The organism is Pseudomonadota bacterium (assembly GCA_016711215.1).
GTDB lineage: Bacteria > Myxococcota_A > Polyangia.
On record JADJTL010000002.1, the window covers coordinates 597,592 to 612,737 of the forward strand.

12 protein-coding genes are annotated in these 15,146 nt (G+C 71.0%); 2 read left to right on the forward strand and 10 right to left on the reverse strand.

Annotation, left to right across the window (positions count from 1 at the left end):
* The first annotated feature begins 11 nt into the window (after positions 1–11).
* Positions 12–503 (forward strand): prepilin-type N-terminal cleavage/methylation domain-containing protein, encoded by a 492-nt coding sequence (locus IPL40_07470; protein ID MBK8481001.1) that lies wholly within the window; start codon positions 12–14, stop codon positions 501–503.
* The gene (locus IPL40_07475) at positions 500–1,690 is read left to right on the forward strand and encodes a PilW family protein (GenBank protein MBK8481002.1); all 1,191 of its coding nucleotides are present in this window, start codon (positions 500–502) and stop codon (positions 1,688–1,690) included. Before IPL40_07470 ends, IPL40_07475 begins: the two co-directional genes overlap by 4 nt.
* Positions 1,691–1,736: 46 nt before the next feature.
* On the opposite strand, the gene IPL40_07480 is transcribed toward IPL40_07475, so the two are convergent.
* From IPL40_07480 to IPL40_07525, 10 genes are all read right to left on the reverse strand, one after another.
* The gene (locus tag IPL40_07480; protein ID MBK8481003.1) at positions 1,737–3,971 is read right to left on the reverse strand and encodes a nitric-oxide reductase large subunit; all 2,235 of its coding nucleotides are present in this window, start codon (positions 3,969–3,971) and stop codon (positions 1,737–1,739) included.
* Between the two features lie 605 nt (positions 3,972–4,576).
* Positions 4,577–5,341: a radical SAM protein gene (locus IPL40_07485; GenBank protein MBK8481004.1), complete on the reverse strand. Its 765-nt coding sequence runs from the start codon at positions 5,339–5,341 to the stop codon at positions 4,577–4,579.
* Positions 5,338–6,894 carry a radical SAM protein gene (locus tag IPL40_07490; GenBank protein MBK8481005.1) on the reverse strand — a complete coding sequence of 519 codons (1,557 nt, stop codon included), beginning with the start codon at positions 6,892–6,894 and terminating at the stop codon, positions 5,338–5,340. Before IPL40_07490 ends, IPL40_07485 begins: the two co-directional genes overlap by 4 nt.
* The gene (locus tag IPL40_07495; GenBank protein ID MBK8481006.1) at positions 6,891–8,639 is read right to left on the reverse strand and encodes an FAD-dependent oxidoreductase; all 1,749 of its coding nucleotides are present in this window, start codon (positions 8,637–8,639) and stop codon (positions 6,891–6,893) included. Before IPL40_07495 ends, IPL40_07490 begins: the two co-directional genes overlap by 4 nt.
* Before the next feature lie 12 nt (positions 8,640–8,651).
* Positions 8,652–9,695, reverse strand: coding sequence for a biotin synthase BioB (gene bioB / locus IPL40_07500; protein ID MBK8481007.1), 1,044 nt, complete (start codon positions 9,693–9,695; stop codon positions 8,652–8,654).
* A 120-nt stretch (positions 9,696–9,815) separates the two neighbouring features.
* Positions 9,816–10,712, reverse strand: coding sequence for a methyltransferase domain-containing protein (locus IPL40_07505; GenBank protein MBK8481008.1), 897 nt, complete (start codon positions 10,710–10,712; stop codon positions 9,816–9,818).
* 69 nt (positions 10,713–10,781) lie between these two features.
* Positions 10,782–11,222, reverse strand: a complete 441-nt coding sequence (locus IPL40_07510) for a hypothetical protein (protein ID MBK8481009.1) — start codon at positions 11,220–11,222, stop codon at positions 10,782–10,784.
* A gap of 405 nt (positions 11,223–11,627) precedes the next feature.
* Complete coding sequence (locus IPL40_07515) at positions 11,628–12,326, reverse strand: pirin family protein (protein MBK8481010.1); 699 nt, start codon at positions 12,324–12,326, stop codon at positions 11,628–11,630.
* 135 nt (positions 12,327–12,461) lie between these two features.
* A complete protein-coding gene (locus tag IPL40_07520; GenBank protein MBK8481011.1) occupies positions 12,462–12,833 on the reverse strand; it encodes a DUF423 domain-containing protein in 372 nt (123 codons plus the stop codon).
* Between the two features lie 12 nt (positions 12,834–12,845).
* Complete coding sequence (locus IPL40_07525; GenBank protein ID MBK8481012.1) at positions 12,846–15,143, reverse strand: Rne/Rng family ribonuclease; 2,298 nt, start codon at positions 15,141–15,143, stop codon at positions 12,846–12,848.
* Positions 15,144–15,146 lie beyond the last annotated feature (3 nt).

The window sequence follows — 15,146 nt, forward strand, 5'->3', positions numbered from 1 at the left end:
GGAGAGCGCCGATGTCGCGCGTCAGGCCCGGCCGAGAGCGGCAGGCGGGCTTCACGATCATGGAAGTGCTGATGACGATGTTGGTGCTGACCATCTCGCTGGTCGGCCTGACGGCGCTCCAGCTGCAGAACATTCGCCAGGTCACCGACACGCGCCGCGCCGGCGAGGCCTTGCGCCTGGTGAAGGCGGTGATCGAGGGCTACACATTGATCGACTACGCTCGGATTCCGCCGCCGAACGCGCCGAACTGGATGACCCAGCCCAAGCGCGGCCACGAAAACATCGCCATGCCGAGCAGCGATGATCTGATGATCGGCGTCGGCGTCGACGGCAACGGCGTCGGCCCCTTCCGGGTCCAGTACCTGGTCGAGCCCTTTCAGGGAGGCATGATGATCACGGTGCAGGCGAGCTGGCGCAGCGCCGACGCGCACGGCGGCCAGACGAGCTCGATTGAGCGCTTCCGCACCCAGCGGGTCACGCTCTCGACGGTGAGGTTTCCGTGAGGGCGCAGCGCCGGCGACGCAGCGGCGAGAGCGGCGTCACGATCGTCGAGCTGATGGTCTCGATCGTCCTGGCCGCGATCCTGGCGGGCGGCTTGTTCGCGCTCTTTTCGGGGCAGCAGCGCACCTACAGCCGACAGATGGAGGGGATCGGCATCCAGCAGAGCCTCGGCGGCGCCCTCGAGCATCTGGAGCGACAGGTTCGCTTGGCCGGCTTCGGCCTCGCCGGCCCCTGTCCCGGCGGGGTGCTGCGGGCCGGCACGGGCACCGGCGCTGCGACGCAGGCCGCGCTGGTCCTCTACAATGCCTGCAATCTCTTCGGGCAGAGCCCGACCGCCTGCTGCTCGAGCGCGAACCTGGCGGCCTGCAGCTCGAGCATGAGCACCGGCGCTCCGGACGCGCTCTCGATCGCCTACGCCGCCGACGTCACCAACCCGAACCTCTTCGGCGGCATCCGCCTGACGCGGGCGCTCGGCCCGAACGATGAGCTGGCCTATGTCGGGGCGACCGGCGGGATGGTGACGAACGGTCAGTTTCTGCTCTGGGAGCCGGGTACGACGACGCCCTGCGTCCTGCGCCAGCTCACCGCCAATCCGACGGCCGTCGGGGCCGAGTTCCTGCTCGCGCACAATAGCGCGGCGCCCATCAACGGCGGCAGCGGCACGAATCAGGCGTTCCCAACCGGCACTTTGCTGTTTCCCGTCGCCCCCAACTCGAGACCGCGTCATTTCGCGATCGACACCACGACCAATCCGCCGCAGCTCGTCACCTGGTCGACGCTGGCCGCCAACCCCAGCAGCGACCGCGCCAACCTCGAGGTGCTCGCGGAGGGCGTCGAGAGCCTGCAGGTGGCCTATGCCTGCGACGTGGGCGACAACGCGGGGACCGGGGCTGGGGATGGGCAGCTCGCCGAGGGGTCGACGCTGGCCGAGCGCCGGGTCGACGAATGGGCCTTCAACGCGCCCGGCGAGACCTATGTACCCAACTGCAGCGTGCGGCCGATCCGCGCCGTGCGCCTGACCCTGATCGGCCGCGGGGCCAGCGGTGATCCGCGCGACAAGGTCGGCCGCCGGCCTGGTACCGAGGACCAGCCCGAGGGAACGGCCGCCGCCGACCACGCCCTGAGCAAGGGCGGCAGCTTTCAACGCGAGGTCCTCAGCGTGCAGGTCCGCCCGCGTAACATACTCTAGGGAGGCGTTAGGCCTTGGCGCTGCGCGAGGCCTGGGTGCTGCGCGCTCAGGCGGGTCGGCGCGCGTTGACGACGATCGCCCGGACGACGAAGGCCAACAGCAGGAAGGCGCCCCCGAAGAAGATTAGATCGGGGCCGACGCGAGCCCAGGAGAGCATGCGCAGGACAGGGCCGGAGGTGATCTCTGGGCTGCGCGCGAACCACAGCCCGTCGCGGACGGCGTAGTAGAACTGGTAGAAGCCCGACGGCAAGAGACTGACCACGGTCATCAGCAGCAAGCCGCCGTTGAGCCCCCAGAAGCTGGCCTTGAGCAGCCCATCGGACCAGGCGGCCTTGCTCACTGTATGCCGCATCGAGAAGAGCATCAGCGAGATCGCCAGCAGGCCGTAGACGCCGAAGAGCGCGGTGTGCGCGTGCAGCGGCGTCGTGTTGATGCCCTGCGCGTAGTAGAGGACGATCGGCGGATTGATCAGGAACCCGAAGACGCCGGCACCGAGCATGTTCCAGAACGCGACCGAGACGAAGAAGTAGATCGGCCAGCGATAGGGGTTGGCCTGGCCGGTCTTGGCCGCGCGCAGGTTCTGCACGGCCTCGAAGCCCAATAAGGTCAGCGGTACGACCTCGAGCGCAGAGAAGACCGCCCCGAGCGCGACGACCAAGGTCGGCGCACCCGTCCAGTAGAGATGGTGGAAGGTGCCGATCACGCCGCTGCCGAGGTAGAGGAAGATGCTGAAGTAGACCGTGCGCAGGGCCAACACGGGCCCGACCACGCCGATGCGCGCGAGCAGGAAGGCCATGAAGACGGTGGCGAAGACCTCGAAGAAGCCCTCGACCCAGAGGTGCACGACCCACCAGCGCCAGTACTCGGCGTTGGTCAGGTGGCTACCCTGGCCGTAGAGCAGGCCGACCATGTAGAAGGCTGGAATGGTGATCGCGCTGTAGAGCAGCAGGTGCGTGATGCCGCCGGCATCGGCCTCGCGGCTGAGGGCGGGACGAATCGCGCGCACGACCAGCACCAGCCAGACCAGCATGCCGGCGATCAGCAGGAGCTGCCAGAAGCGGCCCAGCTCGATGTACTCGTAGCCCTGATGGCCGAACATGAAGCCGTCGCCGCCGAACATGCCGCGGATCGAGGCGTAGGTGCCACCGAGCGCGCCGACCACCACGAGCACCACGGCGACCAGCAGCGCCCAAACCAGCTTGCCCTGATGCGCGGGCTCACGGCCGACGAAGGGCCCGATAAAGAGCCCCGCGGCGAGGAAGCAGGTCGCGATGAAGAAGACGGCGAGCTGCACGTGCCAGGTGCGGACGGCCGCGTAGGGCAGGATCTCCCCGAGCGGAATGCCGAAGAAGCTGGTCCCCTCGACGGTGAAGTGGCCGGTGATCGACCCCAGCGCGGCCTGGATAACGAAGAGCGTGATCGCGATCAAGAAGTAGGCGAGCGTCGCCTTTTGGCTCTTGGTCGGCGCGGGCTCGGCGAGGGTGGTGACCGGCGCGGCCTGGTAGTCCTCCTCGTGGATGAACCGGCGGTAGAGGAAGATCGCAGCGGCGATGCCGAAGATCAGCAAGACGATGCTGGCGATCGACCAGATGACCATCCCGGGCAGTGGCTGATTGCCGACCAGTGGGTCGTAGGGCCAATTGCTCGTGTAGGTATGGCCCCGATCCGGGCGCTGGGTGCCGGCGGCCCAGGCCAGCCAGGCGAAGAAGCTGGCCACGCGCCGGCCGTCCTCGGGATTGCCGATGATGTTGGCCTGCAGGCCCATGCCCTCATGGCCGCGCTGGAAGAGCCCGGTGTAGTAGCGCACGAGGCTGTTGTGGGCCTCGGCCTGGAAGGGGCTGAAGGTCAGGCGATCGGCCGCAGCGTCGTAGCGATTGGTCTTGATCTCCTCGGCGACGAGCGCGCTGATGCGCCCGCGCGTGCCCGTGTCCAGCGCGTTGAGGTCCGCCTGGGTAAAGACCGCCGCGGCCGCGGGGCCGCGTCCGAGATGGCGCGCGGCGAGGAAGAGCCCCATGCGGTGCAGGTAGTCGGCAGACCAGTCGGGTGCCAGGTAGGCGCCGTGACCCCAGATGCTGCCCATATGCTGGCCGCCGCGGCTGTAGAAGTAGCTCTGACCGCCGCGAACATCCTCCCCCGTGAAGACCGTCCCGCCGCCGGCGGCCACCGTGGCGCCGGGAATCGGCGGCTTCTGCTGGTTCATCAGGTAGCCGCCGAAGAGCAGTACCCCGAAGCTCATCGCCAGCAGAAATAGCAAGATCGCCTTCGTCACGCCGCTCTTCATGCGTCACTCCTTGCGCGACCAAACCGGCCGAGGACCGCGCTGGATAGGTGGAATGCGCGGAGCATAGGTGAGTCGCGCTGACCTGCCAAGCGGAAGCGGCGGAAGCGGCGGGCCTGTAGTGGTGGGTCCGCAGGCCAGCGAGGCCGAGCAGCGCCAGCAGCGCCAAGACGACGGCCACGCTCCACGGCAGCACCGACCCGGGGAGCAGCCACTTGGCCGCTACCGCGCCACCAGCGCTGCAGAGCTTGAAGATCAGCGCGTCGGAGCTGCGCTCGCCGCGGATCTCGACCTGCTCGATGCTCTCGAGGGTGTGTCGCACGACCGCCTGGGTCCCGGCGCGCCGAACCAGCACGCCCCGCTCCAGCGAGAGCCCACTGCCCACCAGCATCGCCCAAACCCCGTTGGCGGACGGGGACAAGGACGGCGCGTGGCCCGGCTCGAGGTCCCGCTCCCCTGGCGTCGTCATGCTTCCTCCGAAGCGGAAGCAATCGCGCGGCCGCCGTCGGCGTGCGAGCGCGAGCAAGGTCAGCGCTGCGCGCCACGGACCTCGACGATAGTAGAGCGTTCGCCCCGTCTGGGCCAAGGCTGGGTTCTCGACCGGCTTGTCAGGCGTGCCGAACGGCGGGGGAACGCAGCGGGGCGTCGCGGAGCAGATAGTGGTCCGTGAGCGTCCCGTCGGCGAAGAGGTTGAGGCTGCGCAGCTCGCGGGTGTGGTCGAAGCGCCAGAGGGTGACCTGCATGCCCTCGTAGTCGCAGACCGGGTTGCCCTTGAAGCTGCCGACGGTCTGCAGCCCGGCGACAGGGGCGAAGGGGCGCGCATCGCCGAGCAGGCGGCGCAGGACCACCCGGCGCACGCCGATCGCGCGGCAGCGGGCGAGAAAGCAGCCGAGGTCGTCCTCGTTGTCCGCGTTGACGAGGGCCGAGACCTTCACGGGGATGGTCGCGGCGGCGAGGATCGCGGCCAGGTCGGGGACCTGCGCTGAGCCCATCAGGCGTCGGTAGCGGCCTGGATCGAAGGAGGGGAAGGAAATGCAGGCGCGATCGTAGCTATTGAAGGCGGTGAGGCGCCGCAGCACCCGGGCTCCGTTGGTGTGCAGCGCGAGGCGGGCGCCGGCGTGCAAGCGGCGGCGCAGCAGCGCCAGCAAGCGGCGCTCGTGGCGATAGAGCTGTGGGTCGGAGTTCGTCCCGGTCAAGACCACGTCGCGCACGCGCGCGGCGTTGATGGCCTCGAGCAGCGCGTCGAGGTTGCGCGGCGGGTAGAGCGCGAGGTTGGGTTCGTTGAGCGGCGCGGGCAGCGCGCGACCGACACACCAGGGGCAAGCGCGATTGCAGGGGCCCGCGAAGAGGATATTGGCGAAGTCGTAGCTCAAGGGAGGCGCTGAGGCGGCGAGGGGCGGGGCGGCGAGCGCGAGGCGGTGCGCGCGAGGCGCAGGGCGGGCCGGCGCGCGTGGCGGCCGACCCGCTGTGAGGGCTGTGAGGGCGCGCTGCCGGCGACCGCCGCGTCCAAGTCCAGCAGGTGAGCCTGAACCGAGGGCGCGTAGAAGAGCGCGATCACGCCATTGAGCTGAGCGACGCCAGCCGGGGTCAAGGCCAGCGCCTGCGGGTTGAGCTCCATCAGGCCGCGGGCGACGAGGAAGGCGACCTCATCGGCGAAGACACGCTCCAGCGGCTCGCCGAACTTGGAAAGGAAGGCCGCGCGATCAATCGCGCCGAAGTAGAAGCTGACCGCGCACATCTTGGCCATCAGCTGACGCCGCGGCAGGTGGTAGAGATCCTGGATCGGCAGGCGACGGGCAGCCAGCGCGCGTTGATAGGGGGCGAGGCGCTTGTTGGCCGCGCCAGCGTTATAGGCGAGCGTGCTCGGCGAGAGCGTCTGCGCGCCGAGCCCTAGACCCAGGTAGGGCATCCCCGCAACCACGCGCTGCGTCAGATAGGCGCTAGTGCCCGTTTCTCCCGGCAGGCGCGAGTAGGTCGTCTTGCCCGGCGGCGCATGATAGCCAGCCGGCAGCAAGAGCTGCGTCGCGAGCTGCTGCTGCTGCTGGATCTGCCCCAGCGTGACGCGCGAAGCCTGCGCCGCCAGGCGCGTCTGCTTGTAGCGCATGCGATAGAGAGTGATGGCCTCGGGTCCGAGCGCGATCGCATGCGCGAGCGTGGCCTGCCAGCTCGCGAGCGACTGCCCAGCGAAGCCGTACATGAGATCGACGTTGAGGCGCTTGAACCCCGCCAGGCGGACATGTTCGACGGCGCGACGCTGGTCGTCGGGGCCGCCGGCCTCACGACGCAGCGTGCGCAGCAAAGCTGGCTGCGCGACCTGAATTCCCATGCTGATGCGGTCGATGCCGAGCGCACGCAACGCGACGAGCCGCTCGGGGGCGCGCGCGGCGAGGCGTGGGGTGGTCTCGATGCTGATGTCGGCGCCGGGCGCCCAGCGAAAGTGGCGGTGGACCGCGCTCAGCAGCCGGCCGATCGCTGCGGGCTCGAGCAGCGTCGGCGTGCCGCCACCGAGATCGAAGCCGTGCAGGCGACGGCTGGGCATGTCGAGCAGCGAGGCATAGAGCTCCAGCTCCTGCACCACCTCGTCGGCGTAGCCGAGCGCGCCAGCGGTCGCGGCCTCGCGCTCGACGACGGTGTAGGCGCAGAAGGCGCAGCGCCTGACGCAGAAGGGCACATGGACGTAGAGACAGAGCGCGTCGCTGCCGGCAAACGCGTGGCGCGTCGTCGCCTCGACCGCGCTGCGCGCCACGCGGTAGGGGCGCCAGGTCTGCGCATGGGCGATCGGGTAGGCCGTGTTGGCGAGGTGGTGGTGGCGCAGGCCCGCGGCGAAGACCTCGGCTGGCGCGAAACGCTGGCTGTCGGCGAGGGTCGGCTCGGCCCAGCCGAGCAGGGATGAGGCCACGCGCGGGGGCGCGGGCGTCAGGCTCACGGGCGCGCCTTCGCTGGCGGGCGCGCCTTCGCCGGCGGGCGCGTCTTCGCCGGCGGGCGCGTCTTCGCTGAAGGACGTGCCTTCGCGAGCGGGTAGCCGAGCGTGGCCCACGAGCGCAGGCCGCCGGCGAGGAAGCCAGCCGTCGCGCGGCCGCGCTGCCGGGCGATGCGCGCCGCGAGGAACGCAGCGCGGCCATCATCGTCGATGAAGACCAGCGTGCCCGCCGGCGCGCCGGCCCAGCACTCGCGCAGGACCGAAAGGGGAAGGTGCTGGGCGCCGGCGATCGTCCCCCCGCTGAGCCGCTCGCGCACGTCGACGACGGCGAGGTTACGTCGCCGTCGCTGCAGCTGCTCGGGCGACCAGGCCACCGCCAACTCGACACGACAGGCGCCGGCGACGCTGCCCGCGACGTTGAGCGGATCGCGCGCCGCCGCGTAGGGCGCCGCATAGGCGAGGTCGAGACCGGCGACCGCCTCGACCGTCAGGCCACCCGCCAGCGCAGCGCTGACGACATCGAGGCGCTTGTCGACGCCCTGGCGCCCGAAGAGCTCGGCGCCGAGCAGCGTGCCTTGTCCGCTGTCGTAGAGCAGCTCTACCGTCAGCGTGTCGGCACCCGGATAGAAGGGATCCTGGGTTGGTGCATGCACCAGCAGGCTGCCCAGCGCGCCCCCGACCTGGCGTTGAGCCTCGCGGCGCGTCAGCCCGGCGCGACCGAGCGTCAGGGTGCCGGCGCGCAAGAGCGCGCTTCCGGCGGGCCGGCCCAGGCGCGCCTCGCCCCCGCCGGCATTGGCACCCGCGACCTGTGCGGTCTTGTCGGCGAGCGCGGCCTGCGGATTCCAGTAGGGCGCGTCGCCTGCCAGCGGCGGAACCGCGACGCAGGCGCCGCAGGCGAAGATCTGCGGCAGGCTGGTGCGGCAGCGCGCGTCGACGACGACCGCACGCTCACGGCTGACCTTGGCGCCGGCCCGGGCGAGCAGCCCGCTGCGCGGACGAACGCCCGTCGCGATCACCACCAGGTCGCAGTCGAGGCGCGTGCCGTCGGCGAGCCGCAGCCCACGCAGGTTGGCCGCGGCGCGCCCGGCGCGCTCGGCGCGCTCGATTACCGTGTCGAGGCGTACCGTCACCCCAGCGTCGCGCAACGCGCGGCAGGCCGCGGCGGCCGGCTCGGGGCCAAAGGTCGGCAGGAGCTGTGGACCGCGTTCGACCAGCGTCACCGCCAGCCCGCGCCGGCAAAGCGCGTCGGCGGCCTCGAGGCCGAAGAAGCCGCCGCCGAGCACCAGCGCGCGGCGCGCGCCGGCCGCGATCAGCGCCTGCAGACCCGCCAGATCGCGCGGGGTGCGCAGCGCGAGGACGTTCTTGGCCGGCAAGAGCCCCGCGATCTCGGGCGTTGGCGACTGCACACCGAGCGCGTAGATCATCGTGTCGTAGCGCAGCTCGCCGTCGGCGAGCTGGAGGCGGCGCTGCGCCGGATCGATCGCCTCGACCTGCACGCCCGTGCGCACCTCGATGCGGTAGGTGTCCCGTAGCAGCGCCACCTGCTGCGCCGCCGCGGCCGCGTCCAGTGGCGGGACCTCGCCGGAGAGCTGGAAGGCGAGACCTCCGACGGCGTAGCTGACCTGCTCGGCACGCTCGAGCAGCACGATACGGGCAGCCTCGTTGAGCTCGCGTGCGCGGGCCGCCGCAGTCGGTCCGGCCAGGGCTCCGCCGAGCACGACGATTGTTCGACTCGAGGCTCTGGCGCCCATCATCGCTCCTTGCTAGGTGGCGGCGGCGTTGCTGGGCCAGCAGCGCCCGCGGGCGAGCTCCTCGGCCGCCGCGGCGCCCGCGCCGTCGACGACGAAGCCTTCGCGCTCGACCTCGAAGCCGGCGTCGCGGATCAGGGCGATGGTGCGGTCAGCGCCGTGGCCGCCCGTATTGAGGTAGCCCTCGGCGAAGAGCGAGTTGGCCGGGTAGAGCGCCAGCGCCTCGAGGGCGCGGAGATTCACCTCGCGGCCGCCCGCCGCACGGATCTCGGCGTCGGGGTTCGCCAGGCGAAAGAGGCAGAGCACGCGCAGGCAGTACTCCGGCGTGAGCTGGTCGACGGGGCCCAGCGCGGAGCCCGGCACGTGGACGTAGAAATTGACCGGGATCGAGCGAGCGCCGAGGCCTCGTAGCGTCTGCGCCAGCTCCACTACCTCGGCCGGTGCTTCGCCCATGCCGATGATCAACCCGCTGCAGACGTCGATGCCGGCGCCGCGCGCCGCCTGCAGGGTCGCCACGCGGTCGCTGTAGCCATGCGTCGTGCAAATCTGCGCGTAGCGTTCGGCGCTGGTGTTGAGGTTGTGGTTGTAGCGATCGAGCCCGGCCTGCTTGAGGACCTGGGCGCCGGCCTCGTCGAGCAGACCGGCAGAGATGCAGACCTCGAGCGGTGGATAGGTCGTCTTGATGCGACGCACGAGCTGCGCCAACCACTCGACGCGCCGCGCCGAGGGCCCGCGGCCCGAGAGCACGACGCAGTAGCGGTAGGCGCCGGCGGCATGCGCCCGACCGGCCTCAGCGAGGATCTGCTCGTCGTCCTTGAGGCGATAGCGCTCGATCGGCGCGCGGCTGTTCTTCGCCTGCGCGCAGTAGCTACAGTCCTCCGGGCAGCTTCCGTTCTGCGCGTTGTTCAGCACGTGAATCCGCACGCGGCGGCCAAAGTGGCGCTCGCGCACGGTGAACGCGGCCTGTACCAACGCCAGCAGGGGAGCCTCGGAGGCCTTGAGCAGGCGCAGCGCATCGGCCTCGGCGAGCGGTCGCTGAGCCAGCGCGTCGGTAGTCACGCGCTCGAGCAGGGCAGCAGCTTCAGGTGGGCACGCGGCGGGCGCGCGCTCGTCGGAGATCGTGGCCAAAGTCATGATGGTCCTCGCGAAGCCCCAGATAGCACATGCAAGGGCCCTGCGTCAGGGGCCTTTGGGGGCAGAGGGCGAGCCCGGCCGGAGCCAATGCGCGTAGAGCACGTGGTAGGTCACCTGAACCTCGCCCCCGGCTTCGAGCGCGTGCAAGACGCGACGCATCTCGGCCGCGGCGAGCGGTACGTGGCCTGCGGCCGGAACCTGCGCACCGGCCGCGCGCAGGGCCTCGAGGAAGGCGCGCCCGCTCGGGTAGCGCAGCGCATGCCAGGCCTCGTCGACGACGGCGGACGCAGCGGCGGCGCCCGGGACGCAGGCGCGTTTCGGGCCCAGCGCGGGCAAGGCGTCAGCGAGCGTCCTGACGCTCGGCAGCGCCGGGACGCCGTGACGCAGGCCGAGGGCGTCGTGGGTCGCGCACCACTCGCGGAAGGTGTCCGTGCCGAGCGTGGCCAGCAGCAAGCTGCCGCCGGGGGTCAGGCAGCGCGCCAAGCGGGCCAGCGCGGGCCCCAACGCGGCAAACCACTGCACCGCTAGACTGGCGACGACCAGATCGTGGCTGGCCCGGCCCAGCGCCGGCCACTCGCCATCCATCACGACGTGGTGCGGGGTCGCGGCGCTTGCCGCCGCAGGGGTGGCGGCCAGCTTGGTCCGGCAGCGCGCGACCATCGGCGCAGCGAGGTCCGTCACGATGAGTCGCGCCGCGGGCCAACGCTCCCGCAGCAGCGCCGTGAGAAAGCCGGTGCCGCAGCCGATCTCGAGCACCCGGGGCGCCGCCGGCAGGGGCAGGCTCGCGGCCCGCCGCGCTAGCTCAGCGGCGACGGTCTGCTGCACCCGTGCGTGCTGGTCATAGGTCTCGGCCGCAGCCCCAAAGCTGCGCGCCACGAGGCGCTTGCGCGCCGCGGCCGCCGCACCGTCCCCCAGCTCCTGCTCAGGCTCGGCAATGCTCACGCGCGCTCTTTGCCATAGCCAGCCAAGGCGGTAAAGGCAGGCCGCCGGCGCGCCCCCGCTTGCAGGCCGCTAGCGAGGACCGCGCAGGTCCCATAGACCCGTGATGGCGGTGTGCCAGCGCGCGATCGGCTGGCCCTGGCCCGTCTTGCGGGCCCAGGAGGGATCACCGGTATGCTGCGGAGCGTGCGCCGCCAGGGAAAAGGCGGCGCACGCGAGCAGCGTGGCGACCAGCGTGGCCGCGAGCAGCAGGCGTCGTGGGCGTGCGGGCCGGATGAACGCGCCCACGATCACGATCGCCAGCGCGCCCTCCAGCGCTTGCCTCGCGGGGGTGCCCGCGCCGCAGCAGTGCAGGATGAAGGGCGCCACGATCAGCGCCCCCAGCACCAGACCAAGAGTGGTCTCGAAGGCGCGGCGCGGCGGCGTGCCGCCGGCTAGAGCACGGTATCGGCGCAAGCTGACGACCACCAGGGCGGCCAGCGCGATCATCACACCCAAGGTGACGTAGGCCATTGACAACAACTCTCCAGCGCTCGCGTGCACGCGGCGCTCAGCTCAGCGCGGTTCCCCCACCAGGTGTCACGACCGCGCGCGTCCAGCGCCCAAAGGGATGATACACGGCCCCAGAAAAGAGCATGTCGGCCGCGCCGACTCCGGTGTTCGCCAGGACCGTGCCACCATGTGCCCGCAGCAGGGTCACGCCGACCTGCTCTAGCAGGCTACGCCCTTCCGCACCGGCCCCGACGTTGCAGCCGGTGAAGGTGATTGTCGCACCCCGGACAAAGAGGAATTCAAAGCCGCGCCCGCGCCAACGCCGGGCCGCGCCCGCGTCGAGCGGCGCTGCCCCGATCCAGGCGGCACCGGGGCGTCCGTCGGGCGTCCTCAGGGCGCGCGGTCCGCAAAGCGCGGAGGGCGATGCTAGGCGAGGTCGAAGAAGAGCAGCTCGGCGTCTTCGGTCGCGCGGAGCTCGATCGATGTTTCGTCGGAGATCGCCGCGCCGTCGCCCGCGTCGAGGCGTTCACCTCCGAGCGCCACGCTCCCGCCGACGACCTGCAGCCAGCCATGGCGACCGGTGGTGAACTCATGCCTGAGCCCCATACCGGCCGTGAGCAGTGACGTATAGAGTGCGACATCCTGATGCAAGACCAGTGAGCCGTCCCGACCGTCGCGCGACGCAACGATGCACCAGGCGTCGCCACGAGCATCGGCCGCGAACGCTCGTTGCTCGTAGCCTGGCTGCAGCCCGAGCCGCTCCGGTACGATCCAGATCTGCAGGAGGTGCAGCAGCTGGTCGTCCAGGGGATTGAACTCAGAGTGGGTCACGCCGGTGCCGGCGGTCATGCGCTGCACCTCGCCGGGTCGGATGATCGAACCGTTGCCTAGGCTGTCCTTGTGCTCGATCGCACCCGACACGACATAGGTGAGGATCTCCATATCCCGGTGCGGATGCGTGCTGAAGCCCCGTGCTGGCTGCACGAGGTCCTCGTTGATGACGCGCAGCGCGCGAAATCCCAGGTGCATGGGATCGTGATACGCGCCAAAGGAAAAGGTGTGGCGCGTCTGCAGCCAGCCGTGGTCGGCGTGACCGCGGTCCTTGGAAAGCCTTGCGGTGATCATCTCTGAGCTCCTTCTTCGGCTGGAAGCGCTCGCGCTTAGCGGTTGCACTAGGGTGTCAATTGAACCGGGGGAAGGCCAGGCCGCGCGCTGAACGGTGCGCGCTGAGCTGTTGCCGCGCTGCTGCGGCCTGGGTCGCTAGGCGTGGCGCCAGGCGGCGCTGGCGAGGAGTAGCCAGCCGGCCAGGAAGGCCAGGCCGCCGACGGGGGTCAGGGCGCCGAGCCAGCGTTGGCCGCTGAGGGCGAGCGCGTAGAGGCTGCCGCTGAAGATCAGGGTGCCGAGCAGGAAGCACCAGCCGCTGGCCGTGGCCGCGGCGCCGGGCCAACGGGTGCAGGCCCAGGCGACGGCCAGCAGCGCGAGCGCGTGCGTCAGCTGGTAGCGCACGCCGACCTCAAAGACCGCCAAGAGCTCGGTGGCCAGCCGCCGCTTGAGTGCATGCGCGCCGAAGGCGCCGGCGGCGACGGCCATGCCGGCGCTCAGGGATCCTGCGACGAAGAAGAAGCGATCCACCGGGCGGGAGCCCTATTCGCCGTCGTCAGTCACCGCTGGCGCGTCCGCTTCGGTCGCCGACGTCCCTTCCGGTCGTGCGGCGCCGCGGCGCCGCGGTGGCCGCCGACGACCCCGACGTCGCGGACGCGCTGCGCCCTCGCCGCCTTCCCCCTCTGCGCCTGCCTCGTCGGCTGCGCCTGCGTCATCGACCCCGCCTGCCGCCTCGACCGCCGTCGACCCGGGCCCCGCAGCTGCAGCAGGCGCGGCGGTCGCGCTCGCTGCTGCTGCTCCCGGCGCTTGGTTCCCGCTGCTTTGGCTCCGCCCTGCCTGCCGCTGGCGTCGCGGCTGCCGCTCCGCTGCTGGTGGTGCTGGTGGTGCTGCTGGTGCTGGTAGCGGCTCGGGGCGCACCAGCGCCTCCTCGCGCTCCGGGCGCGCGCCGCCCTCGTCGTCACCATCGTCAAGCGCGAGCTCCTGGGTCGGGCTGCCGGCCAATCCCGCCCCCTCGCCGTTCACCCCCGCGCCACCACCGCGCCGCCGCCGCCCGCCGCGTCGCCGTCGCCGCCGCCGCGTCGCCGCGCCGCTGTCTTCGCTCTCGCTGCCCGCGGCGACCTCGGGCGCTGCTGCTGCGCCTGCCGTATCCCTCGCCGACACGCTGCCCGCCGCGCCCGCAGCTCCGGCTGCTGGGCGTTCGCGCCGTGAAGGATCAGCGGCCTGCTCCTGCCGCCCGCGCTCGCCTCGTCCCGGCGCCGCAGGCTGCGCCGCCGCGCCCGCGCGCGTCGGTGCTGCGCTGGGCGCCCGGGGCCCAGTCTCCGCTGTGCCCTCCCCCGCATCGGCCACGCCGGTCCAGGCGGGGCCATCGCGCTGAGTCCACTCCAACTCCTCGTCCGCGCGATGCAGGTGGCTCGCGGCCACGACCTCGATCTCCATCCCGAACTTCAGCTCCAAAGCGGCGAGCTGGCGCCGGCGGCGATTCTGGATCGCGTCGGCGATCTCGGGGTGCAGCCCGACACGCACGCGACGCAGCCGCCCGGTCGCCGCGCGCGCCTCGATCCGCCGCAGCAAGCGCAGCCCGATCAGCTCTGGGCTGGGCAACATCCCCGAGCCCTGGCAGGTCGGACATGGCCGGTGCATGCGTTGGCCGAGCGCCTGTTTGAGGCGCTGGCGGTTGATTTCGATCAGCCCGTTGTCGCTGATGCGACCGACGTGCGAGCGGGCCTTATCCGCCTTCAGCGCGTCGCGCAGCTCTTTCTCGACCGCCTGAACGTGTTTGCGCGCGCGCATGTCGATCAGGTCGACGACCACCAGGCCGCCGATGTCGCGCAGTCGCAGCTGCCGCGCGACCTCCTTTACCGCCGCCTGGTTGGTCGTGAAGGCGGTTTCGCCCTGCGTCGTCCCACGCGTGTTCTTTCCCGAGTTGACGTCGATCGCGGTCAGCGCCTCGGTGTGGTCGATGACGATCGAACCCCCGCCGGTCAGCGGCACGCTGCGCTTGTAGATCGACTCGATCTGCCCTTCGAGGTTGTAGCGCGAGAAGAGCGGCACGACGCCGTGGTAGGAGGTCACGGTCAGCTTGCTGCGAGGCAGCGTCGCGGTGACGTAGTCGCGCGCCTTTTCAAAGAGGCCCGGCTCGTCGACCACCAGCTCCTCGATGCCCGCGTCGAGGTAGTCGCGCAGCGCCTGCACCACGAGGTCTTGGTCGTCATAGAGCAGACAGGCGCCGCTGCCGCGCTCGGCCTCCGAGAAGATGCGCTTGGCCTGCCGCACCAGCACCGCGAGGTCCGCCTTCAGCGCCGTCTTGGTCTCTTCGGCCGCGTTGGTCCGCACGATGCAGCCGTAGCCCTCGGGCAGCGCCAAGCTCTTGGCCTTGTCCTTGAGTTGGGCGCGCTGCTCCTCATCCTCGACCTTGCGCGACACACCGCAGGAGGGGTCGAAGGGCAGCAGCACCAGGGAGCGGCCCGGCAGCGAGAGGTTCGTGGTCAGCGCAGCACCCTTGGTGCCGACCGCGTCGCGCGTCACCTGCACGACGACCGGGCGCCCCTTCTGCATCACCTGATCGACCGACGGCGCCTTGCCACCCTCGGGCGGCGAGCGGTGGTAGGCGGCCGGCACGATGTCGTGCGCCGTGAGGAAGCCGTGCTTCTCGTCGCCGAAATCGATGAAGGCGGCCGCGAGGCTGGGCTCGACGCGCGCGACGACGCCGCGGTAGATGTTGCCGCGCTTGAGACCCGCCTCGGCGATCTCGATTTGATAGCTTTCCAGCGTGCCGTCGGCTACGACGGCGACCCGCAGCTCCTCCTGCTGCTGGCCGTTGATTAGCATCACGCGACTCAAGGT

Bases quoted from the DNA above. Each gene is read 5' to 3' on its own strand.
- IPL40_07480 (MBK8481003.1), bottom strand. From the start codon at position 3,971: ATGAAGAGCGGCGTGACGAAGGCGATCTTGCTATTTCTGCTGGCGATG.
- IPL40_07515 (MBK8481010.1), bottom strand. From the start codon at position 12,326: ATGATCACCGCAAGGCTTTCCAAGGACCGCGGTCACGCCGACCACGGC.
- IPL40_07495 (MBK8481006.1), bottom strand. From the start codon at position 8,639: ATGGGCGCCAGAGCCTCGAGTCGAACAATCGTCGTGCTCGGCGGAGCC.
- IPL40_07510 (MBK8481009.1), bottom strand. From the start codon at position 11,222: ATGGCCTACGTCACCTTGGGTGTGATGATCGCGCTGGCCGCCCTGGTG.
- IPL40_07470 (MBK8481001.1), top strand. From the start codon at position 12: ATGTCGCGCGTCAGGCCCGGCCGAGAGCGGCAGGCGGGCTTCACGATC.